General features: G+C 52.3%; 21 protein-coding genes and 2 other annotated features. All 21 genes read left to right on the top strand.

Going from position 1 to position 22426, the window contains the following annotated elements; all coding sequences use genetic code 11:
* The first annotated feature begins 129 nt into the window (after nucleotides 1–129).
* The 21 genes from gltX (at nucleotide 130) to fusA (ending at nucleotide 22329) form a co-directional block, all read left to right on the top strand.
* Nucleotides 130–1602, top strand: a complete 1473-nt coding sequence (gene gltX / locus ETC05_RS15015) for a glutamate--tRNA ligase (protein WP_031406243.1) — start codon at nucleotides 130–132, stop codon at nucleotides 1600–1602.
* 71 nt (nucleotides 1603–1673) lie between these two features.
* Nucleotides 1674–1909: a binding site (T-box leader), on the top strand.
* 63 nt (nucleotides 1910–1972) lie between these two features.
* Nucleotides 1973–2647, top strand: coding sequence for a serine O-acetyltransferase (gene cysE, locus ETC05_RS15010; protein ID WP_031406241.1), 675 nt, complete (start codon nucleotides 1973–1975; stop codon nucleotides 2645–2647).
* Entirely contained in the window at nucleotides 2625–4025 is a 1401-nt protein-coding gene (gene cysS, locus ETC05_RS15005) for a cysteine--tRNA ligase (protein ID WP_171661359.1), read from the top strand. The genes cysE and cysS overlap by 23 nt, the downstream gene beginning before the upstream one ends.
* Before the next feature lie 6 nt (nucleotides 4026–4031).
* Entirely contained in the window at nucleotides 4032–4457 is a 426-nt protein-coding gene (locus tag ETC05_RS15000) for a Mini-ribonuclease 3 (protein WP_033842310.1), read from the top strand.
* The gene (gene rlmB / locus ETC05_RS14995; RefSeq protein WP_033842309.1) at nucleotides 4457–5194 is read left to right on the top strand and encodes a 23S rRNA (guanosine(2251)-2'-O)-methyltransferase RlmB; all 738 of its coding nucleotides are present in this window, start codon (nucleotides 4457–4459) and stop codon (nucleotides 5192–5194) included. The genes ETC05_RS15000 and rlmB overlap by 1 nt, the downstream gene beginning before the upstream one ends.
* 3 nt (nucleotides 5195–5197) lie before the next feature.
* Complete coding sequence (locus ETC05_RS14990) at nucleotides 5198–5710, top strand: NYN domain-containing protein (RefSeq protein WP_031406233.1); 513 nt, start codon at nucleotides 5198–5200, stop codon at nucleotides 5708–5710.
* Between the two features lie 36 nt (nucleotides 5711–5746).
* Nucleotides 5747–6430 (top strand): RNA polymerase sporulation sigma factor SigH, encoded by a 684-nt coding sequence (gene sigH / locus ETC05_RS14985; protein ID WP_031406231.1) that lies wholly within the window; start codon nucleotides 5747–5749, stop codon nucleotides 6428–6430.
* Between the two features lie 93 nt (nucleotides 6431–6523).
* On the top strand, nucleotides 6524–6673 hold the full coding sequence (rpmG, locus tag ETC05_RS14980; protein ID WP_012820480.1) for a 50S ribosomal protein L33: 150 nt from the start codon (nucleotides 6524–6526) through the stop codon (nucleotides 6671–6673).
* 40 nt (nucleotides 6674–6713) lie between these two features.
* A complete protein-coding gene (gene secE / locus ETC05_RS14975) occupies nucleotides 6714–6896 on the top strand; it encodes a preprotein translocase subunit SecE (protein WP_012820481.1) in 183 nt (60 codons plus the stop codon).
* A 112-nt stretch (nucleotides 6897–7008) separates the two neighbouring features.
* Nucleotides 7009–7542: a transcription termination/antitermination protein NusG gene (nusG, locus tag ETC05_RS14970; RefSeq protein WP_031406229.1), complete on the top strand. Its 534-nt coding sequence runs from the start codon at nucleotides 7009–7011 to the stop codon at nucleotides 7540–7542.
* Between the two features lie 236 nt (nucleotides 7543–7778).
* Nucleotides 7779–8204, top strand: coding sequence for a 50S ribosomal protein L11 (gene rplK / locus ETC05_RS14965; protein WP_011229608.1), 426 nt, complete (start codon nucleotides 7779–7781; stop codon nucleotides 8202–8204).
* Nucleotides 8205–8385: 181 nt separating this feature from the next.
* Nucleotides 8386–9087 (top strand): 50S ribosomal protein L1, encoded by a 702-nt coding sequence (rplA, locus tag ETC05_RS14960; RefSeq protein ID WP_012820483.1) that lies wholly within the window; start codon nucleotides 8386–8388, stop codon nucleotides 9085–9087.
* Between the two features lie 47 nt (nucleotides 9088–9134).
* Nucleotides 9135–9296 (top strand) — a sequence feature (ribosomal protein L10 leader region).
* A 48-nt stretch (nucleotides 9297–9344) separates the two neighbouring features.
* Nucleotides 9345–9845 (top strand): 50S ribosomal protein L10, encoded by a 501-nt coding sequence (gene rplJ / locus ETC05_RS14955; protein ID WP_031406226.1) that lies wholly within the window; start codon nucleotides 9345–9347, stop codon nucleotides 9843–9845.
* A gap of 52 nt (nucleotides 9846–9897) precedes the next feature.
* A complete protein-coding gene (gene rplL, locus ETC05_RS14950) occupies nucleotides 9898–10266 on the top strand; it encodes a 50S ribosomal protein L7/L12 (protein ID WP_031406223.1) in 369 nt (122 codons plus the stop codon).
* A gap of 112 nt (nucleotides 10267–10378) precedes the next feature.
* The gene (locus ETC05_RS14945; protein ID WP_171661358.1) at nucleotides 10379–10981 is read left to right on the top strand and encodes a class I SAM-dependent methyltransferase; all 603 of its coding nucleotides are present in this window, start codon (nucleotides 10379–10381) and stop codon (nucleotides 10979–10981) included.
* Nucleotides 10982–11385: 404 nt separating this feature from the next.
* A complete protein-coding gene (gene rpoB / locus ETC05_RS14940; protein WP_171661357.1) occupies nucleotides 11386–14958 on the top strand; it encodes a DNA-directed RNA polymerase subunit beta in 3573 nt (1190 codons plus the stop codon).
* A gap of 101 nt (nucleotides 14959–15059) precedes the next feature.
* Complete coding sequence (rpoC, locus tag ETC05_RS14935) at nucleotides 15060–18659, top strand: DNA-directed RNA polymerase subunit beta' (RefSeq protein WP_031406217.1); 3600 nt, start codon at nucleotides 15060–15062, stop codon at nucleotides 18657–18659.
* A 134-nt stretch (nucleotides 18660–18793) separates the two neighbouring features.
* A complete protein-coding gene (locus ETC05_RS14930) occupies nucleotides 18794–19042 on the top strand; it encodes a 50S ribosomal protein L7ae-like protein (RefSeq protein WP_031406215.1) in 249 nt (82 codons plus the stop codon).
* Between the two features lie 95 nt (nucleotides 19043–19137).
* Complete coding sequence (gene rpsL, locus ETC05_RS14925) at nucleotides 19138–19560, top strand: 30S ribosomal protein S12 (RefSeq protein WP_011229616.1); 423 nt, start codon at nucleotides 19138–19140, stop codon at nucleotides 19558–19560.
* Between the two features lie 39 nt (nucleotides 19561–19599).
* On the top strand, nucleotides 19600–20070 hold the full coding sequence (gene rpsG, locus ETC05_RS14920; RefSeq protein ID WP_011229617.1) for a 30S ribosomal protein S7: 471 nt from the start codon (nucleotides 19600–19602) through the stop codon (nucleotides 20068–20070).
* Nucleotides 20071–20250: 180 nt separating this feature from the next.
* Entirely contained in the window at nucleotides 20251–22329 is a 2079-nt protein-coding gene (fusA, locus tag ETC05_RS14915) for an elongation factor G (protein WP_013522754.1), read from the top strand.
* The last annotated feature ends 97 nt before the right edge of the window (nucleotides 22330–22426 follow it).

Raw genomic sequence — 22426 nt, 5'->3', positions numbered from 1 at the left:
CACCGTCCTAGGGGAAAGGGGTGTCGGCAAATCGGCGCCGCCCTAGGCGAGAGCCGTCTGTTTTGAACTTTGCCGCGATAAACGGTACAATAGTGGTACAAGTTTCGATGAAATTGGAGGTTTTGGACGATGGCAAAAGACGTGCGCGTGCGCTATGCGCCGAGCCCGACCGGCCATTTGCATATCGGCGGAGCGCGGACAGCGTTGTTTAACTATTTATTTGCCCGCCATCACGGCGGAAAAATGATCGTCCGCATCGAGGATACGGATATTGAACGGAACGTCGAAGGCGGCGAACAGTCGCAGCTTGAAAATTTAAAATGGCTTGGCATTGATTATGACGAATCGATTGACAAAGACGGCGGCTACGGGCCGTACCGGCAAACGGAACGGCTTGATATTTATCGAAAATATGTGAATGAATTGCTTGAACAAGGTCATGCGTACAAATGTTTTTGCACGCCGGAAGAGCTCGAGCGCGAGCGGGAGGCGCAGCGGGCGGCCGGCATCGCCGCTCCGCAGTACAGCGGCAAATGCCGCCATTTGACGCCGGAGCAAGCAGCAGAGCTTGAGGCGCAAGGGAAGCCGTATACGATCCGCCTGAAAGTGCCGGAAGGGAAAACGTACGAATTTTATGATTTAGTGCGCGGCAAAGTGGTGTTTGAGTCGAAGGACGTCGGCGGCGATTGGGTGATTGTCAAGGCGAATGGCATTCCGACATACAATTTCGCTGTTGTTATCGACGACCATTTAATGGAAATCAGCCATGTGTTTCGCGGTGAGGAGCATTTGTCCAATACGCCGAAGCAGCTCATGGTATACGAATATTTCGGCTGGGAGCCGCCGCAGTTCGCGCACTTGACGTTGATCGTCAACGAGCAGCGGAAAAAGCTGTCGAAGCGCGATGAATCGATCATTCAGTTCGTCTCACAATACAAAGAGCTTGGCTATTTGCCAGAAGCGATGTTCAACTTTTTCGCGTTGCTTGGCTGGTCGCCGGAAGGGGAGGAAGAAATTTTTACGAAAGACGAACTGATCCGCATGTTTGATGTCTCCCGGCTGTCCAAATCGCCGTCCATGTTTGATACGAAAAAGCTGACATGGATGAACAACCAATATATCAAAAAGCTCGACCTTGACCGGCTTGTGGAGCTGGCCTTGCCGCATTTAGTGAAAGCCGGACGCCTGCCGGCCGATATGACGGATGAACAGCGGCAATGGGCGCGCGATTTAATTGCCTTGTATCAAGAGCAAATGAGCTACGGGGCGGAGATCGTCCCGCTGTCTGAGCTGTTCTTTAAAGAAGAAATCGACTACGAGGACGAGGCGCGTCAAGTGCTGGCTGAAGAGCAAGTGCCGGCTGTGCTTTCCACCTTCCTTGAAATCGTGCGTGAGCTTGAGCCGTTTACGGCAGACGAGATCAAAGCGGCCATTAAAGCCGTGCAAAAGGCGACCGGGCAAAAAGGGAAAAAGTTGTTTATGCCGATCCGCGCGGCGGTGACTGGGCAAACGCACGGGCCGGAGCTGCCGTTTGCCATTCAGCTGCTCGGCAAGAAAAAGGTGATTGAGCGGCTGGAGCGGGCGTTGCAAGAAAAATTTTAATCGGCCTCTGCACGTTTATACGGTGGATGTGGTATAATAATACAAAGTTTTCGTTGCCACAAGCGTATAAGGGAAAAGCGTTGACGAGGAGAAGTAGGAAGCATCGGCATCCCAGAGAGAGCCGTCTTGGCTGGAAGCGGCTTATGTTCGGTGTTGTCTGAAGTGCGCCTCGGAGCCTCCTTTCGAACCGGAACAGAGACGTTCTGCAGTAGAGGGGAGCGGAGCATCTCCGTTATCGGAATCGAGTGAGCGAAACGGCGTCCCGTTTCGCTAAACAGAGTGGAACCGCGCCAACAGCGTCTCTGTGTCTTCGGCACAGGGGCGCTTTTCTATTCACAAGGCAACTGAAGAGGGATGGAGGGAGGATATCATGTTCAGAACGTTAAAAGAGGACATTGAGGTCATTTTTGAGCAAGACCCTGCGGCGAGAAGCTATTTGGAAGTCATTTTAACGTATTCCGGTCTGCATGCCATTTGGGCGCATCGGATCGCCCACGCGCTTTACAAGCGGAAATTTTATTTCCTTGCCCGCTTGATTTCGCAAATCAGCCGCTTTTTCACCGGCATTGAAATCCATCCGGGCGCGAAAATCGGCCGCCGCTTTTTCATCGATCACGGCATGGGCGTGGTGATCGGCGAAACGTGCGAAATCGGTGACAACGTCACTGTCTATCAAGGGGTCACATTAGGCGGGACAGGGAAAGAAAAAGGGAAGCGGCACCCGACGATCAAAGACAACTGCTTGATTGCAGCGGGAGCGAAAGTGCTCGGATCGATTACGATCGGAGAAAACTCGAAAATCGGCGCCGGATCGGTCGTGCTGAAAGACGTACCGCCCAATTCGACCGTCGTCGGCATTCCGGGCCGCGTCGTTGTGCGCGACGGGGTGAAAGTGAAGAAAGATTTAAACCATACCGACCTGCCCGACCCGATCGCCGACCGGTTCCGGGAGCTTGAAGAGGAAATCGCTCGGCTGAAAAGCGAGCTTGAGGCATTGAAACAACAAGAAAGGAAGAACGAGTATGAGCAGCATACGGCTTTATAATACGCTGACACGAAAAAAAGAACCGTTTGAGCCGTTGGAGCCGAACAAGGTGAAAATGTATGTGTGCGGCCCGACGGTGTATAACTATATTCATATCGGCAATGCTCGGGCCGCCATCGTTTTTGACACGATCCGCCGCTATTTGGAGTTCCGCGGCTATGATGTGACGTATGTATCGAACTTTACCGATGTTGATGACAAGCTGATCAAAGCGGCTCGCGAGCTCGGCGAGAGCGTTCCGGTGATCGCCGAACGGTTCATTGAGGCGTATTTTGAGGACATTCAAGCGCTCGGCTGCAAAAAAGCGGATATCCATCCGCGCGTGACCGAAAACATTGATACGATTATCGAATTCATTCAGGCGCTCATTGACAAAGGATATGCCTACGAAGTCGAAGGCGATGTGTATTACCGGACGCGCAAGTTCCGCGAATACGGCAAGTTGTCCCATCAATCGATCGATGAGCTGCAAGCTGGGGCGCGCATTGAAGTTGGCGAGAAAAAGGACGATCCGCTTGATTTTGCCCTTTGGAAAGCGGCGAAAGAAGGAGAGATTTCATGGGACAGCCCATGGGGGAAAGGGCGGCCCGGTTGGCATATCGAATGTTCGGCGATGGCGCGCAAATATTTGGGCGATACGATCGATATCCACGCCGGCGGCCAAGATTTGACGTTTCCGCACCACGAAAACGAAATCGCCCAGTCAGAAGCGCTGACCGGCAAACCGTTCGCGAAATATTGGCTGCACAATGGGTATTTAAATATTAACAACGAAAAAATGTCGAAGTCGCTTGGCAATTTCGTGCTTGTTCACGATATCATCCGGCAGATCGACCCGCAAGTGCTGCGGTTTTTCATGCTGTCGGTGCATTACCGCCATCCGATCAACTACAGCGAAGAGCTGCTTGAGAGCGCGCGGCGCGGGCTCGAGCGCCTGAAGACGGCGTACGGCAATTTGCAGCATCGCCTGCAGGCAAGCACGAACTTAACGGACAATGACGAGGAATGGCTGTCGCGCCTTGCTGACATCCGCGCCTCGTTCATCCGCGAAATGGACGACGATTTCAACACCGCGAACGGCATTGCTGTATTGTTTGAATTGGCGAAACAGGCCAACTTGTACTTGCAGGAAAAAACGACATCCGAGAAGGTCATTGCCGCGTTTTTGCGCGAGTTCGAGCAGCTGGCGGACGTACTGGGGCTTACCTTGAAACAGGAGGAGCTGCTTGATGAGGAAATCGAGGCGTTGATCCAAAAACGCAATGAAGCCCGGAAAAATCGCAATTTTGCCTTGGCTGACCGCATTCGTGACGAGTTGAGAGCCAAAAACATTATTTTGGAAGACACGCCGCAAGGAACGAGATGGAAACGGGGATAACAGGCGATGATGGCGGGGTTTGAAACGGTCGACGATGTGAAGCAGTTGAATGGACTGGCGCTTGCCTACATTGGGGATGCGGTTTACGAGGTGTATGTGCGCCGCCATTTGCTTGCTGGCGGCAGGATGCGGCCGCATGAACTGCATCGGCGGGCGGTCCGCTATGTGTCGGCGCGGGCGCAAGCGAAAGTGATTTTGGCATTGCTTGACGAGGGCGTCTTGACCGAGGAGGAAAAGGACATCGTCCGCCGCGGCCGCAATGCCAAATCCGGCACGATCCCGAAAAACACGGATGTGCAAACATACCGGCATAGCACGGCCTTTGAGGCGCTCATCGGGTACCATTTTTTAGGGAATAATGAAAAACGGGTTGATGAGCTGATCGGCCGTTCGTTTGCGATTATTGAAAGGGAAGAAAGGGCGTTGGAATGATGGACTACATTATCGGTAAAAATCCGGTCATTGAAGCGCTCAAAGCGGGGCGTGACATCAATAAAATTTGGATCGCTGAAGGGGCGCAGCGCCATACTGTCGAACCTGTGCTTGAATGGGCAAGGCGGCGGGGCGTGCTCGTCCAATATGTCCCGAAGCGCAAGCTTGACCAGATGGCGGAAGGGGCCCATCAAGGGGTGATCGCTCAGGCGGCGGCCTACCGCTACTATGAAATCGATGATTTGTTCGCTCGCGCCGCCGAGCGGGGCGAGGCGCCGTTTTTTCTCATTTTGGACGAGCTTGAGGATCCGCATAATTTAGGGGCCATCATGCGCACCGCTGATGCAGTCGGGGCGCATGGCCTTATCATTCCGAAGCGGCGTTCGGTCGGGCTGACCCAAACGGTGGCGAAGGCTTCGACCGGGGCGATTGAGCACGTTCCGGTCGCGCGTGTCACAAACTTGGCGCGGACGATTGACGAGCTGAAAGAGCGCGGAGTGTGGGTAGCCGGAACGGATGCATCGGCTCAAGACGACTACCGCTCGCTCGATGGCACGATGCCGCTGGCGCTGGTGATCGGGAGCGAAGGGAAAGGGATCAGCCGTTTGGTGCTGGAAAAATGCGATTTCTTGTTCCGACTGCCGATGCGCGGGCACGTCACCTCGCTCAACGCCTCTGTCGCCGCCAGCCTGCTCATGTACGAGGTGTACCGGAAGCGGTATCCGTTGGGAGAATAGCCGATGAACATTTTGATTGTCGACGGCTATAACATGATCGGTGCTTGGCCGGAGCTGCGCCGGCTGAAAGAAGAGGGCGATCTGGCAGCGGCAAGGGATTTATTGATTGAAAAAATGGCTGACTACAAAGGATTCACCGGGGATCATGTCGTGATCGTATTCGATGCCCACCTTGTGCAAGGAAACGAGAAAAAGTATAAACATTACGACGTCGACGTCATTTTTACAAAGGAGCATGAGACGGCCGACGAGCGAATTGAACGGTTGGCAAAAACATTGATGAATGCGCGCACAAAGGTGTATGTCGCTACCTCCGACTACACCGAACAATGGACAGTGTTCGGTCAAGGCGCCTTGCGCAAGTCGGCGCGTGAGCTATTGAATGAAATCGAGACGGTTGAGCGGGACATTTCCCAAAAAGTCAAAGCGATGCGGCAGCACACTCCGATCTCCAAAGTTCCTCTAGATGATAGAATTGCTGAAATTTTTGAAAAATGGCGAAGAGGAGAAAAATGAGCGGTTGACGCTGTAAAAATTTGTCCTGTATAATACATGTTAGCGATTGATGCGGTCGGGGGGATCAGCGTGGGGGAATGCTTGAAAGCAATGAAAGGGAAAGATTATCATCAGCTGGACGATGAGCAGCTTGTTGCGCTCGTTCACGAAGGGGATGGGGAAGCACTTGATTTTTTAATCCATAAATACCAAAACTTTGTGCGCGCCAAAGCTCGCTCCTATTTTTTAGTCGGAGCTGATCGGGAAGATATCGTGCAAGAAGGAATGATCGGTCTGTATAAGGCCGTCCGCGATTTTAAGGGGGACAAGCTTTCCTCATTTAAAGCGTTTGCAGAACTTTGCATCACAAGGCAAATGATTACCGCCATTAAAACGGCGACCCGCCAAAAGCATATTCCGCTCAACTCCTATGTTTCCTTGGATAAGCCGATTTATGACGATGAATCTGACCGGACGCTGATGGATGTGTTGTCCGGCACGCAGGTGATGGACCCAGAACAATTGATTGTCAACCGTGAGGAAGTCGACGATATTGAACTAAAGATGGCGGAGCTGCTCAGCGACCTCGAGCGGAAAGTGCTCGCTTTGTATTTGGATGGACGTTCATATCAGGAAATTTCCGAAGAGCTGAACCGCCATGTCAAGTCGATCGACAACGCGTTGCAACGCGTCAAGCGGAAGCTCGAGAAATATTTGGAATACCGCGAGATCAGTTTGTAGGCATCGCACTGTCGCATCAAAAGATGTCATTGACAGTGAAACAGCCAATATGATAAATTTTTATGGACATCTCGCAAGAACGGTGGAATGCTGATGCGCCAAAAAGTGACGCTGGCTTGCGCGCAGTGCGGGAGCCGAAACTATACGGCAGCAAAACAAATACGTCGCCTTGGTGAGCGCCTTATGGCCAACAAGTTTTGCTCCACATGCAACAAACATACGATCCATCGTGAAACGAAATAGGCGGCGGAGATAGTTCTGAACGATGATGGAGGTACGAGTGATGCAGCGAGTAATCAACTTTTTAAAAGAAGTCGTACGCGAGCTGAAAAAAGTGAGTTGGCCAAACCGGAAGGAGTTAGTGAACTACACGGCAGTCGTGCTAGCCACGGTGGCGTTTTTCACCGTCTTTTTTGCCGTTGTGGACCTCGGCATTTCTGAGTTGATTCGTCTCGTGTTTGAATAAGCGGGCGAAGGATATGTTATAATGAAAGATAATCGCGCGCGTATGGGACCCGGCAACGGGTTTTTGTTTTGCGCAAAAAACAAGACGAAAACCGCCTTGGGGAGGCTCGCTGATGGAGAAAAACTGGTATGTCGTCCATACATACTCGGGATATGAAAACAAAGTAAAAGCCAATTTGGAAAAACGCGTCGAATCGATGGGAATGCAAGATAAAATTTTTCGCGTCGTCGTTCCGGAAGAGACGGAAACGGACGTCAAAAACGGAAAACGGAAAACGACGAAAAAGAAAGTGTTCCCTGGCTATGTGCTCGTCGAGATGGTCATGACCGATGACTCATGGTATGTCGTGCGCAACACGCCGGGCGTCACTGGATTTGTCGGCTCAAGCGGGGCTGGTTCGAAACCGACGCCGCTGATGGAGGAAGAAGTGAGAATGATCTTGAAGCGGATGGGCATGCCGCTTGCTGAGGTCGATGTTGATTATGAGGTAAATGAAACGGTGCGAATCAAAGAAGGTCCGTTTGCGAACTTTATAGGGAAAATTGAAGCGATTGATCCGGATAAACATAAAGTGAAGCTGCTTGTCGATATGTTTGGGCGCGAAACACGGGTGGAGCTTGAGTTTTCGCAAATCGAAAAAATCTAATGGATAAAGAACTTGCAATTGCTAGGGAAAAGTGATACTATTTTAAGGTCAGTATGTCTCTTAAACGGAGACATGTCGCGATGAACTTATACACTTTTGTATAAGGGAGCCATTTTGTTTTTACGCTGATCCTCTCAACTGAACGGGAGATAGGAAAACGGCTCGGTAGACCGGAGCCGGATGAGTGGGAGGGGCAATCCCTAATACCACATCACGGACTTAAGGAGGTGTGTCTCGTGGCGAAAAAAGTCATCAAGGTCGTCAAACTGCAAATTCCTGCAGGGAAAGCGAATCCGGCGCCGCCAGTAGGTCCTGCATTGGGTCAAGCCGGTGTCAATATTATGGCGTTTTGCAAAGAGTTTAATGCTCGTACGGCTGACCAAGCAGGGTTGATTATTCCGGTTGAAATTACGGTTTTTGAAGACCGTTCATTTACATTCATCACGAAAACGCCGCCAGCCGCTGTATTGCTCAAAAAAGCGGCGGGCATTGAATCGGGCTCCGGCGAACCGAACCGCAACAAAGTGGCGACAATTAAACGCGACAAAGTGCGTGAGATCGCTGAGCTGAAAATGCCGGATTTGAATGCGGCGAGCATTGAGGCGGCCATGCGCATGATCGAAGGCACGGCCCGCAGCATGGGTATTGTGATTGAAGACTAAAGCCGGTGCGTCGTTTGTGGGGGAGGTTGCGTCATTTGGCAACCTCTTTCTCCATGAACAAAAACAGCAAGACGAGCCCGATGAATGGGCATCCGTCCGCTTCTTCGCTTTCCAAAGAAGCGAAGGACGTTCAACGTGGGAGGTTTTTCCGCTAAAACCACAATCAAGGAGGATTTTTCACATGCCGAAAAGAGGAAAAAAATACTTAGAAGCATTGAAGCTTGTCGACCGCTCCAAAGCATACCCGATTGCTGAAGCGATCGAACTCGTGAAAAAAACGAACATCGCGAAATTCGATGCCACGGTGGAAGTGGCGTTCCGTTTGGGCGTTGACCCGAAAAAAGCGGACCAACAAATTCGCGGCGCCGTCGTCTTGCCGCATGGTACAGGGAAAGTGGCGCGCGTGTTGGTGTTCGCGAAAGGGGAAAAAGCGAAAGAAGCAGAAGCCGCTGGCGCTGACTATGTCGGTGATACCGAATATATCAACAAAATCCAGCAAGGCTGGTTTGACTTTGACGTCGTTGTTGCTACGCCGGACATGATGGGCGAAGTCGGGAAACTCGGCCGCATTTTAGGGCCGAAAGGGTTGATGCCAAACCCGAAAACCGGAACCGTCACGTTTGACGTAGCGAAAGCGGTGCAAGAAATCAAGGCTGGTAAAGTGGAATACCGCGTCGACAAAGCAGGCAACATCCATGTTCCAATCGGCAAAGTGTCGTTTGACAACGAGAAGCTGGCTGAAAACTTCGCGGCCGTTTACGAAGCAATTTTGAAAGCCAAACCGGCGGCGGCAAAAGGCACGTACGTGAAAAATGTCACCATTACGTCGACGATGGGCCCAGGCATCAAAGTCGACCCGTCCACGGTTGCTGTTGCACAATAACCGTTGACTTTTGTTTGTTCGTCTGTTAAAATGCCATTTGGCTGAACAAATGAATATCATTTGTACCGTAGACAGTAGGTGCCCGTTTGAGGCTTAATTTCCTACCGAGGTATATGGACGATAGAACAGCGCGCCCCGCATCGGGAACGAGCGGGGGCGTTGAGCGACACCTCCATGTCTACGCGGCATGGAGGTTTTTGATTTGAGTGAACGGTATAAGTGGTATTCTCTCATTTTCCTTACAGGAGGTGCAGGATGTGTCGAGCGCGATTGAACTGAAAAAACAAGTGGTCGCGGAAATTGCAGACAAATTTCGGGCCAGCAAGGCGACCGTCATCGTGGATTACCGCGGCCTGAACGTGGCGGAAATGACCGAGTTGCGCAAACAGTTGCGCGAGGCAGGCGTTGAGTTTAAAGTGTACAAAAACACCTTGACCCGCCGGGCGCTCGCGGAAGTCGGTTTGGAAGGACTGGATGAAGTGTTCACCGGTCCGAATGCCATCGCCTTCAGCAATGAGGATGTCGTGGCTCCGGCCAAAATTTTAAGCGAGTTTGCGAAAACGCATGAAGCATTGGAAATCAAAGGCGGTGTCATCGAAGGGAACGTCGCCAGCAAAGAAGAAATCGATGCGTTGGCGAAACTCCCGTCCCGCGAAGGGTTGCTTTCGATGTTGCTTAGCGTTCTTCAAGCCCCGATCCGCAACTTTGCGCTTGCGGTTAAAGCAGTGGCCGACAAAAAAGAGGAACAAGGGGCATAATGGCACGTTGATATGCGCTTAACGATCATATAAAACAAAGGAGGAAGTTGTGATGACGAAAGAACAAATCATTGAAGCAGTGAAAAATATGACCGTATTGGAATTAAACGAATTGGTGAAAGCAATCGAAGAAGAATTCGGCGTAACGGCTGCGGCTCCGGTTGTTGTTGCGGGCGGCGCAGCACCTGGCGCTGAAGCGGCGGCAGAAAAAACGGAGTTCGACGTCATTCTTGCCGACGCCGGCGCGCAAAAAATCAAAGTCATCAAAGTCGTTCGCGAAATCACTGGTCTCGGCTTGAAAGAAGCGAAAGACTTGGTGGACAACACGCCGAAGCCAATCAAAGAAGGCATTGCGAAAGAAGAAGCAGAAGAAATCAAAGCAAAACTCGAAGAAGCTGGCGCGAAAGTCGAAATCAAGTAATGGTTGCGCCCTTGAAAAAAAGAGGCTGGCCCGAGCAAGGGACGGCCTCTTTTTTGTTACACTATATAAACGGAAGGCAGTGCAGCCTGCCGACAAGGAGGAGGGGATGATGGTGAGCGAGCATTATTACTCAGTCAATCCGACGTCGGAACGAAACCCACAAACGTGGACGTACGTGTTGCGGGGGCATGAATTCCGCTTTACGACCGACAATGGAGTGTTTTCCAAGCGCGAAGTGGACTTTGGCACACGCTTGTTAATTGAAACGTTCGAGGAGCCAGGAGTGGCGGGGGATTTGTTGGATGTCGGCTGCGGATATGGGCCGATCGGGCTTGCCTTGGCTCGATCGTTTCCAAACCGGCATGTTCACATGATTGATATCAACGAGCGGGCGCTCGAACTGGCGCAGGAAAACAAGCAGGCAAACGGCATTGACAATGCGGTGATTTACAAAAGCGATCTTTTTTCAGAAGTCGGAGAACGGCGATTTGCAGCCGTCGTCACGAATCCGCCGATCCGGGCTGGCAAACGGGTCGTTTACACGATTTTTGAACAAAGCCGCGATCATCTGCTCGATCATGGCGAGCTATGGGTCGTCATTCAAAAAAAGCAAGGCGCCCCATCGGCCTTGCAAAAGCTGAACGAATGGTTTCCTGCTGTAGAAGTCGTCGCGAAGAAAAAAGGATATTATATCATAAAGGCGAAAAAATGTTGACACCGTTTTTTTGTTGTGGTAGCATTATAAAATGCTAAATATGCACATTTCCCGCGTAGAGGGGATGACGTATAATTTTGGATGCAATGGAAACAATGATAAAATCAATAAGCAACGAACCATATGGTTTTCTATTGGAATAGAAACCATTTTCTTTTTTTCTCCGTTTAACGCCTGGTTTCCTCGCACCGGGGCGTTTTAAATCCTCTAAATGAAACGGCGGTGCACGAAACGAAGCCGTTTCCGTCCGGATGGCGGGGGCCGGCCGCATGCATGCCTAGCGCTTTGCCCCGGAATGACGGAGCGGTCAGTCCGCCTTGACGGCATTGATTGTTGAAGGGCGGATGGTGGAGCTGTTCCGGTTCCGGTTTCACTAATGTCTACATTTGAGGGGTGAATCACTCTTGACAGGCCGACTGGTTCAATACGGGCGACACCGCCAACGCAGAAGCTATGCACGCATCAGTGAAGTGTTGGAATTGCCGAACTTGATTGAAATTCAAACGTCCTCCTACCAATGGTTTCTCGATGAAGGGCTGCGGGAAATGTTTAGGGAAATTTCCCCGATTGAAGACTTTTCCGGCAACCTCTCGCTTGAATTTATCGACTATAGTTTAGGAGAACCGAAATACACAGTCGAAGAGGCGAAAGAACGCGACGTTACATATGCGGCGCCGCTTCGCGTCAAAGTTCGACTGATCAATAAAGAAACGGGCGAAGTGAAGGAACAAGACGTGTTTATGGGCGATTTTCCGCTCATGACGGAAACGGGAACGTTTATTATCAACGGGGCGGAACGCGTCATCGTTTCCCAGCTCGTCCGTTCGCCAAGCGTCTATTACAGTGACAAAGTGGATAAAAACGGCAAGCGCGGCTACTCGGCGACAGTGATTCCAAACCGCGGCGCATGGCTTGAATACGAAACCGATGCGAAAGACGTCGTTTACGTTCGCATCGATCGCACCCGTAAACTGCCAGTTACGGTGCTTCTTCGTGCGCTCGGGTTCAGCTCCGACCAAGAAATCATCGATCTGCTTGGCGACAACGAATACTTGCGCAATACGCTTGAAAAGGATAATACCGACAGCACGGAAAAAGCGTTGATTGAAATTTACGAGCGTCTTCGCCCGGGTGAGCCGCCGACGCTTGAGAACGCGAAAAATTTGCTGGCGTCGCGCTTTTTTGACCCGAAACGCTATGACTTGGCGAGCGTAGGGCGCTATAAAATCAACAAAAAACTTCATATTAAAAACCGTTTGTTCAATCAAAGGCTCGCCGAAACGATTACCGACCCGGAAACCGGAGAAGTCATCGCCGAAGCTGGAGCGATGATCGACCGGCGTATGCTCAACCGCCTGCTTCCTTATTTGGAAAAAGGTGTCGGCTTACAGACGTACCGTCCGGCCGAAGGGGTGGTGGACGGGGACATTTCGGTGCAAACGATTAAAATTTATGCCCCGAATGACCCGGATGGCCAAAAAGTGATCAACGTCATTAGCAACGGCTTTATCGCCGAAGATGTCAAACATATTACACCGGCTGACATCATTGCGTCGATCAGCTATTTCTTCAACTTGCTCCACGGCGTCGGCGATACGGATGACATCGACCATTTAGGCAACCGCCGCCTTCGTTCGGTTGGTGAGCTGCTGCAAAACCAATTCCGCATCGGTCTGTCGCGCATGGAGCGCGTCGTACGCGAACGCATGTCGATCCAAGATACGAACACGATTACACCGCAGCAACTCATCAACATCCGTCCAGTGATCGCGGCGATCAAAGAGTTTTTCGGCAGCTCGCAGCTGTCACAGTTCATGGATCAAACGAACCCATTGGCCGAACTGACGCACAAGCGGCGTCTGTCCGCGCTTGGCCCTGGCGGATTGACCCGCGAGCGCGCAGGGTTTGAGGTGCGCGACGTTCATTATTCGCACTACGGACGGATGTGTCCGATCGAAACGCCGGAAGGTCCGAACATCGGACTGATCAACTCGCTGTCTACCTATGCCAAAGTGAACAAGTTCGGCTTTATTGAAACGCCATACCGGCGCGTCGATCCGGAAACGGGGCGGGTGACGGACCAAATCGATTATTTGACAGCCGATGAAGAGGACAATTATGTTGTAGCGCAGGCGAACGTACCGCTTGCGGAGGACGGCACATTCCTTGAAGAAAACGTTGTCGCCCGTTTCCGCGGCGAGAACATCGTCGTCAAGCGCGATCGCGTCGACTACATGGACGTTTCGCCGAAGCAAGTCGTCTCGGCAGCGACGGCGTGCATCCCGTTTTTGGAAAACGACGACTCGAACCGCGCGCTGATGGGGGCGAACATGCAACGGCAAGCCGTGCCGCTGTTGGAACCGGAAGCGCCGATCGTCGGCACGGGGATGGAGTACGTCTCGGCGAAAGACTCGGGCGCAGCGGTCATTTGCAAGCACCGCGGCATCGTCGAGCGTGTCGAAGCAAAGGAAATTTGGGTGCGTCGGCTGATTGAAGTGGATGGCAAAGAAGTCAAGGGTGATCTAGATAAATATCGGCTGCTGAAATTCGTTCGTTCGAACCAAGGCACGTGCTACAACCAGCGTCCGATCGTGAAAAAAGGCGATATCGTTGAGAAGGGAGAAATTTTGGCCGACGGTCCGTCGATGGACAAGGGCGAATTGGCGCTCGGCCGCAACGTGCTTGTCGCCTTTATGACATGGGACGGTTACAACTACGAAGATGCGATCATTATGAGCGAACGGCTCGTTAAAGAAGATGTGTACACGTCAATTCATATTGAAGAGTACGAGGCCGAGTCGCGTGATACGAAGCTTGGTCCGGAAGAAATTACGCGCGACATCCCGAACGTTGGGGAAGACGCGCTGAAAAACTTGGATGAACGCGGCATCGTCCGAATCGGCGCAGAAGTGAAAGACGGCGACTTGCTCGTCGGCAAAGTGACGCCAAAAGGAATGACCGAGTTGACAGCCGAAGAGCGGCTGTTGCATGCGATCTTCGGTGAAAAAGCGCGCGAAGTCCGCGATACGTCGTTGCGCGTCCCGCACGGCGGCGGCGGCATCGTCCTTGACGTAAAAGTATTCAACCGCGAAGATGGCGACGAGCTTCCACCAGGCGTCAATCAACTGGTGCGCGTCTATATTGTGCAAAAGCGGAAAATTTCCGAGGGCGACAAAATGGCAGGCCGCCACGGGAACAAAGGGGTGATTTCCCGCATTTTGCCGGAGGAAGATATGCCATTCTTGCCGGATGGCACGCCGATTGACATCATGCTCAATCCGCTCGGCGTTCCGTCGCGGATGAACATCGGGCAAGTATTCGAGCTGCACCTTGGCATGGCGGCGAAAAAGCTCGGTCTGCACATCGCTTCTCCGGTCTTTGACGGGGCGACAGAGGAAGACGTTTGGAACATCCTCGAAGAGGCAGGCCTAGCGCGCGATGCGAAAACCGTGCTGTATGACGGCCGGACAGGCGAGCCGTTTGACAACCGCGTTTCGGTTGGGATCATGTACATGATCAAGCTCGCCCATATGGTCGACGACAAGCTTCATGCTCGGTCGACTGGCCCGTACTCGCTTGTCACCCAGCAGCCTCTCGGCGGCAAGGCGCAGTTTGGCGGCCAGCGTTTTGGCGAGATGGAAGTATGGGCGCTTGAGGCGTACGGGGCGGCATATACGTTGCAAGAAATTTTGACCGTCAAGTCCGACGATGTCGTCGGCCGCGTCAAAACGTACGAGGCGATCGTCAAAGGGGAAAACATTCCGGAACCGGGAGTGCCCGAATCGTTTAAAGTATTGATCAAAGAGTTGCAAAGCTTGGGTATGGATGTCACGATTTTGACGAGCGATGAACAAGAGGTGAACATGGAAAACTTTGACGATGACGATGACCATGCGCCGGATGCCATCATGGTCGACGTCAAACCGGCCGAACGAGAGGAAGCTGGTGAAGAGAAAGACGCGGTGACGAAAGAGTAAAACGGCCATAACGGCCAGGCGGGGAGCTGTTCCCCGCCATTGGCCGCTTGAGCGAACGGACGACAGCAAAACCGACGGATCAACAAAGGGAGGTATACCCCTTGCTAGATGTCAATAAGTTTGAGTACATGAAAATTGGGCTCGCTTCCCCGGAGAAAATTCGTTCTTGGTCGTATGGCGAAGTCAAAAAGCCGGAGACCATCAACTATCGGACGTTAAAGCCGGAAAAAGACGGCTTGTTTTGCGAGCGCATTTTCGGTCCAACGAAAGACTGGGAGTGCCATTGCGGCAAATATAAACGCGTTCGCTACAAAGGCGTCGTCTGCGACCGCTGCGGCGTTGAAGTGACTCGCTCAAAAGTCCGCCGCGAACGGATGGGCCATATTGAGCTCGCCGCCCCAGTTTCGCACATTTGGTATTTCAAAGGGATCCCGAGCCGGATGGGGCTTGTCCTTGACATGTCGCCGCGGGCGCTTGAGGAAGTCATTTATTTTGCTTCCTATGTCGTCACCGACCCGGGCGATACGCCGCTTGAGAAAAAGCAGCTGTTGTCGGAAAAGGAATACCGCGCCTACCGGGAGAAGTACGGTCAATCGTTCCAAGCGTCGATGGGAGCGGAAGCGATCAAAAAGCTGCTCCAAGACATTGATTTGGATAAAGAAGTCAATGCGCTGAAAGAGGAGTTGAAAACAGCGCAAGGTCAGCGGCGCGCCCGCATCATTAAGCGGCTTGAAGTGCTTGAGGCGTTTCGCAGTTCAGGGAACGACCCGGCCTGGATGGTGCTTGATGTGCTGCCGGTCATTCCGCCAGAGTTGCGTCCGATGGTTCAGCTTGACGGCGGTCGGTTTGCAACATCGGATTTGAACGATTTGTACCGCCGCGTCATCAACCGCAACAATCGGCTGAAACGGCTCCTCGACCTTGGCGCGCCGAACATTATCGTTCAAAACGAGAAACGGATGCTGCAAGAGGCCGTCGATGCGTTGATCGACAACGGCCGCCGCGGCCGTCCGGTGACGGGTCCCGGGAACCGTCCGTTAAAGTCGCTCTCTCATATGCTGAAAGGGAAGCAAGGCCGCTTCCGGCAAAACTTGCTCGGCAAGCGGGTCGACTATTCCGGCCGTTCCGTCATTGTCGTCGGCCCGAACTTGAAAATGTATCAATGCGGTTTGCCGAAAGAAATGGCGCTCGAGCTGTTTAAGCCGTTTGTTATGAAGGAGCTTGTCGAGCGGGGCTTGGCGCACAACATTAAAAGTGCGAAACGGAAAATCGAGCGCGTTCATCCGGAAGTGTGGGATGTGCTCGAAGATGTCATTAAAGAACATCCGGTGCTGTTAAACCGCGCCCCGACGCTGCACCGTCTCGGCATTCAGGCGTTCGAGCCAACGCTTGTCGAAGGGCGGGCGATCCGTCTTCATCCGCTCGTTTGTACGGCGTACAACGCCGACTTCGACGGCGACCAAATGGCTGTGCACGTGCCGTTGTCGGCTGAGGCGCAAGCCGAAGCGCGCTTGTTGATGTTGGCGGCGCAAAACATTTTGAACCCGAAAGACGGCAAACCGGTCGTGACGCCGTCACAAGACATGGTGTTGGGCAACTACTACTTGACGATGGAGCGAGAAGGGGCCATCGGCGAAGGCATGGTGTTCAAAGACACCGATGAGGCGCTTCTTGCTTATCATAACGGTTACGTCCATCTCCATTCGCGCATTGCGATTCATGCCGGCTCGCTGAAAAACGAAACGTTTACCGAAGAGCAAAACAACAAACTGCTCTTAACGACCGTCGGAAAGCTCATTTTCAACGAAATTTTGCCGAATTCGTTCCCGTACATCAATGAGCCGACGACGGAAAACATTGAAGGACGGACGCCGGATAAGTACTTCCTTGACAAAGGGGTCAACGTGCGCGAAGAAATTCGCAAGCGCGAACTCGTGCCGCCATTTAAGAAAAAAGTGCTTGGGCAAATTATCGCCGAAGTGTTCAAACGGTTCAAAATCACTGAAACATCGAAGATGCTCGACCGCATGAAAGACCTCGGCTTCCAATATTCAACAAAGGCCGGCATCACGATCGGCGTGGCCGACATCGTCGTCCTGCCAGAAAAACAAGAAATTTTGGATGAAGCGCAAGCGAAAGTCGATACGGTTTTGAAGCAGTTCCGCCGCGGGTTGATTACCGACGAAGAACGGTACGAGCGCGTCATCTCCATCTGGAGTGCGGCGAAAGACAAAATTCAAGATCGGCTGATGAAATCGTTAGATAAGCGCAACCCGATCTTTATGATGAGCGATTCCGGAGCGCGCGGGAACGCGTCGAACTTTACGCAGCTTGCGGGGATGCGCGGTTTGATGGCCAACCCGGCTGGCCGGATCATCGAGCTGCCGATCAAGTCGTCGTTCCGTGAAGGCTTGACGGTATTGGAATACTTCATCTCGACGCACGGTGCGCGGAAAGGGTTGGCGGATACGGCGCTCAAAACGGCCGACTCGGGCTATCTCACGCGACGCCTCGTCGACGTGGCGCAAGACGTCATCGTCCGCGAGGAAGATTGCGGCACCGACCGCGGCATTTTGGCTCGGGCGTTGACGGACGGCACGGAAGTGGTCGTCAAGCTCGAAGAACGGCTTGTTGGCCGTTATGCGCATAAAACGGTGCGCCATCCGGAAACAGGGGAAGTGATCGTTCGCAAAGACGAGATGATCACCGAAGATATCGCCAATGAGATCATTAAAGCCGGCATTACGGAAGTATGGATTCGCTCCGTCTTTGCCTGCAACACGCGCCATGGCGTCTGCAAAAAATGCTACGGCCGCAACATGGCGACCGGCATGGACGTCGAAGTTGGCGAAGCCGTCGGCATCATCGCCGCTCAGTCGATCGGCGAACCGGGCACGCAGCTGACGATGCGGACGTTCCATACAGGCGGCGTCGCCGGCGACGATATCACTCAAGGGTTGCCGCGGGTGCAAGAGCTGTTTGAAGCGCGCAACCCGAAAGGGCAAGCGGTCATTTCGGAAATCGACGGCACGGTTATTTCGATTAATGAAACGCGCGACAACCAATATGAAATCGTCGTCCAAAGCGAGGTTGAAACGCGCACGTACGTAGCGCCGTACAACGCACGGCTGAAAGTCGAAGAGGGGCAGCGTGTTGAGCGGGGCCAAGAGCTGACAGAAGGCTCGGTCGACCCGAAACAGTTGTTGCGCGTGCGCGATATTACATCCGTCCAGGAGTACTTGCTCCGCGAAGTGCAAAAAGTGTATCGGATGCAAGGGGTGGAAATCAGCGATAAGCATATCGAGGTCATGGTGCGGCAAATGTTGCGCAAAGTGCGCGTCATCGATGCCGGCGACACCGATGTGCTGCCGGGCACGCTGTTGGATGTCCACCAGTTCACGGATGTCAACGCCAAAGCTCTTCGCGAAGGGAAACGGCCGGCGACGGCCCGTCAGGTGCTGCTCGGCATCACGAAAGCGTCGCTTGAGACGGATTCGTTTTTATCAGCAGCTTCGTTCCAAGAAACGACGCGCGTCTTGACCGATGCAGCGATCAAAGGAAAACGCGATGAACTGCTTGGTTTAAAAGAAAACGTCATTATCGGCAAACTCGTCCCGGCTGGAACGGGTATGGCTCGCTACCGGAAAGTGAAGCCGGCCGTCAAAAAGGAAACGGCTGGCGACACGGTGTCGTCCAAATAACACGAACCGAGTGGCCGGCTAGGGTGCGCCTTGGCCGGCCATCATCTCATTTAAAATCCAGTTGACAATCGGCAAAGAAAATGGTAGTCTAATAAAGGTGTTCCAACAACCTGGTACTTTGGAGGATATGTTACATGTCTTATGAAAAAGTATTACAGGCTGGGAAAATCGTGATTGGAACCAAACAAACGATAAGGGCTTTAAAGGAAGGGAAAGCGGCGGAAGTGATCGTGGCGGAGGATGCCGACTTGCCGATCATCGAGAAAGTGACCGCCGCCGCCAATGAGGCCAACGTGCCGGTCATAAAAGTCGATTCGATGAAAAAACTCGGCAAGGCCTGCAAAATCCAAGTCGGCGCGGCCGCGGTGGCGATCCTTCGTTAACGCTTTGTCTTTCTCTTTAAAACCTTTATTTGCATAAATGATGAACCACCTGGATATGTGGGCTTAAACAATGCATGCGAAAGGAGGATCTTTTCATGCCTACAATCAACCAATTGGTCCGCAAAGGACGCGAGAAAAAAGTCGTTAAATCGAAATCCCCTGCGTTAAACAAAGGGTATAACAGCTTCAAAAAAGAACAAACGAACGTGTCGTCTCCGCAAAAACGCGGCGTTTGCACGCGTGTCGGCACGATGACGCCGAAAAAACCGAACTCGGCGTTGCGGAAATACGCCCGTGTCCGCCTGACAAACGGGATTGAAGTCACGGCGTACATCCCGGGCATCGGTCATAACTTGCAAGAACACAGTGTTGTGCTCATCCGCGGTGGACGTGTCAAAGACTTGCCAGGGGTGCGCTACCATATCATTCGTGGGGCGTTGGATGCCGCAGGTGTAGCAAACCGGATGCAAGGTCGTTCGAAATACGGCGCGAAAAAACCAAAAGCAGCGAAAAAATAATGAAATGAAGAGAATGTTTTCCTGAAGGGAGGAAACACTATGCCACGTAGAGGCCCTGTTGCTAAACGTGACGTATTGCCAGATCCGATTTACAACTCGAAGCTTGTCACCCGGTTGATCAATAAAATTATGATCGACGGTAAAAAATCGAAAGCGCAAAAAATTCTTTACACCGCGTTTGATATTATCCGTGAGCGCACGGGTAAAGATCCAATGGAAGTGTTTGAGCAAGCGTTGAAAAACGTCATGCCGGTGTTGGAAGTACGCGCCCGCCGCGTCGGTGGGGCGAACTACCAAGTTCCGGTTGAGGTTCGTCCGGACCGCCGCGTTTCTCTCGGTTTGCGTTGGCTCGTGCAATATGCACGTCTTCGCAATGAAAAAACGATGGAAGAGCGCTTGGCAAATGAAATTATGGACGCTGCCAACAACACGGGTGCAGCGGTGAAAAAACGCGAAGATACGCATAAAATGGCTGAAGCGAACCGCGCGTTTGCCCACTACCGCTGGTAAGGAGCGTCGCCTAAAGGAAATAGGTGAGAAGGCGCTGTGGCTGCCTATTCACCTATCTTCCTATATATTGCGGCCTTTTCGGTCGCGCATGGGACAACTTCAAAGACAAGGGGATTGCGCCATCGATGGCGGCGCCATCTACTTATATTTCATATTTGAAGGAAGGAGAAAATAACCACTATGGCAAGAGAGTTCTCCTTGGAAAAGACTCGCAACATAGGGATTATGGCGCACATTGACGCCGGGAAAACGACGACGACCGAACGGATCTTGTTCTATACCGGCCGCGTTCATAAAATCGGGGAAGTGCATGAAGGCGCGGCAACGATGGACTGGATGGAACAAGAACAAGAGCGCGGAATTACGATCACGTCGGCGGCGACGACGGCGCAATGGAAAGGCCATCGCATCAACATCATTGACACGCCGGGGCACGTCGACTTTACGGTCGAAGTTGAGCGTTCGCTGCGCGTATTGGACGGGGCCATCACGGTTTTAGATGCGCAATCAGGCGTGGAACCGCAAACGGAAACCGTTTGGCGCCAAGCGACGACATATGGCGTCCCGCGGATCGTGTTCGTCAACAAAATGGATAAAATCGGCGCCGATTTCTTGTATTCGGTGAAAACGCTCCATGACCGCCTGCAAGCGAACGCTCATCCGGTGCAACTGCCGATCGGCGCTGAGGATCAGTTCTCCGGCATTATTGACTTGGTCGAAATGTGCGCGTACCATTACCATGATGAGCTTGGCAAAAACATTGAGCGCATTGACATTCCGGAAGAATACCGCGATATGGCAGAAGAGTACCATAACAAGCTGATTGAGGCGGTCGCTGAGCTGGACGAAGAATTAATGATGAAGTATTTAGAAGGGGAAGAAATCTCGACGGAAGAGCTGAAGGCCGCAATCCGCAAGGCGACGATCAGCGTGGAATTCTTCCCGGTCTTCTGCGGCTCGGCATTCAAAAACAAAGGTGTTCAGCTGCTTCTTGACGGCGTTGTCGATTACTTGCCGTCTCCGGTGGACATCCCGGCGATTCGTGGTGTTGTTCCGGATACCGAAGAAGAAGTGACACGCGAAGCAAGCGACGACGCTCCGTTTGCCGCTTTGGCATTTAAAATCATGACTGACCCGTATGTCGGGAAATTGACGTTTATTCGCGTCTACTCTGGAACGCTTGATTCTGGTTCATATGTGATGAACACGACGAAAGGGAAGCGTGAACGGATCGGCCGCTTGTTGCAAATGCACGCGAACCACCGTCAAGAAATTTCGAAAGTCTATGCGGGTGATATTGCCGCAGCGGTAGGTTTAAAAGATACGACGACCGGTGATACTCTATGTGACGAGAAGCATCCTGTCATTTTAGAGTCGATGCAATTCCCAGAACCGGTCATTTCGGTGGCAATCGAGCCGAAGTCGAAAGCGGACCAAGACAAAATGAGCCAAGCGTTGCAAAAATTGCAAGAAGAAGACCCGACGTTCCGCGCTCACACCGACCCAGAAACGGGACAAACAATCATCTCCGGGATGGGCGAGCTGCATCTTGACATTATCGTCGACCGGATGCGCCGTGAATTCAAAGTCGAAGCGAACGTTGGGGCGCCGCAAGTTGCCTACCGCGAAACGTTCCGCAAATCGGCGCAAGTCGAAGGCAAATTCATCCGTCAATCTGGCGGCCGCGGTCAATACGGCCACGTTTGGATCGAATTCTCGCCGAACGAGCGCGGCAAAGGCTTCGAATTCGAGAACGCCATCGTCGGTGGGGTTGTTCCAAAAGAATACGTGCCGGCTGTCCAAGCTGGATTGGAAGAAGCGATGCAAAACGGCGTCTTAGCCGGCTATCCGGTTGTTGACATTAAAGCGAAACTGTTCGACGGATCGTACCACGATGTCGACTCGAGCGAAATGGCGTTCAAAATCGCTGCTTCCTTGGCATTGAAAAACGCGGCGACGAAGTGTGATCCGGTTCTTTTGGAACCGATCATGAAAGTGGAGGTCGTCATCCCTGAAGAGTACCTCGGTGATATCATGGGCGACATCACGTCTCGCCGCGGCCGCATCGAGGGGATGGAAGCGCGCGGCAACGCCCAAGTCGTCCGGGCGATGGTGCCGCTGGCCGAAATGTTCGGTTATGCGACATCGCTCCGTTCGAACACGCAAGGACGCGGAACGTTCTCGATGGTGTTTGATCACTATGAAGAAGTTCCGAAAAACATCGCCGATGAAATTATCAAAAAAAATAAAGGCGAATAATTGATTTCTCTTGCTAGTTTCGCTATAAATACTTATGTAAGTAAGACTTGGGAACATTTTGTTCCCAAGCATCCTATACTTACCTAACCATATAAAT

The organism is Geobacillus sp. BMUD (genome assembly GCF_013096845.1).
Taxonomy (GTDB): domain Bacteria; phylum Bacillota; class Bacilli; order Bacillales; family Anoxybacillaceae; genus Geobacillus; species Geobacillus vulcani.
This window is presented reverse-complemented; position numbering and strand designations above follow the sequence as displayed.

Bases quoted from the DNA above. Each gene is read 5' to 3' on its own strand.
- gltX (WP_031406243.1), top strand. From the start codon at position 130: ATGGCAAAAGACGTGCGCGTGCGCTATGCGCCGAGCCCGACCGGCCAT.
- cysE (WP_031406241.1), top strand. From the start codon at position 1,973: ATGTTCAGAACGTTAAAAGAGGACATTGAGGTCATTTTTGAGCAAGAC.
- cysS (WP_171661359.1), top strand. From the start codon at position 2,625: ATGAGCAGCATACGGCTTTATAATACGCTGACACGAAAAAAAGAACCG.
- ETC05_RS15000 (WP_033842310.1), top strand. From the start codon at position 4,032: ATGATGGCGGGGTTTGAAACGGTCGACGATGTGAAGCAGTTGAATGGA.
- rlmB (WP_033842309.1), top strand. From the start codon at position 4,457: ATGGACTACATTATCGGTAAAAATCCGGTCATTGAAGCGCTCAAAGCG.
- ETC05_RS14990 (WP_031406233.1), top strand. From the start codon at position 5,198: ATGAACATTTTGATTGTCGACGGCTATAACATGATCGGTGCTTGGCCG.
- sigH (WP_031406231.1), top strand. From the start codon at position 5,747: ATGTTAGCGATTGATGCGGTCGGGGGGATCAGCGTGGGGGAATGCTTG.
- rpmG (WP_012820480.1), top strand. From the start codon at position 6,524: ATGCGCCAAAAAGTGACGCTGGCTTGCGCGCAGTGCGGGAGCCGAAAC.
- secE (WP_012820481.1), top strand. From the start codon at position 6,714: ATGCAGCGAGTAATCAACTTTTTAAAAGAAGTCGTACGCGAGCTGAAA.
- nusG (WP_031406229.1), top strand. From the start codon at position 7,009: ATGGAGAAAAACTGGTATGTCGTCCATACATACTCGGGATATGAAAAC.
- rplA (WP_012820483.1), top strand. From the start codon at position 8,386: ATGCCGAAAAGAGGAAAAAAATACTTAGAAGCATTGAAGCTTGTCGAC.
- rplL (WP_031406223.1), top strand. From the start codon at position 9,898: ATGACGAAAGAACAAATCATTGAAGCAGTGAAAAATATGACCGTATTG.
- ETC05_RS14930 (WP_031406215.1), top strand. From the start codon at position 18,794: ATGTCTTATGAAAAAGTATTACAGGCTGGGAAAATCGTGATTGGAACC.
- rpsL (WP_011229616.1), top strand. From the start codon at position 19,138: ATGCCTACAATCAACCAATTGGTCCGCAAAGGACGCGAGAAAAAAGTC.
- rpsG (WP_011229617.1), top strand. From the start codon at position 19,600: ATGCCACGTAGAGGCCCTGTTGCTAAACGTGACGTATTGCCAGATCCG.
- fusA (WP_013522754.1), top strand. From the start codon at position 20,251: ATGGCAAGAGAGTTCTCCTTGGAAAAGACTCGCAACATAGGGATTATG.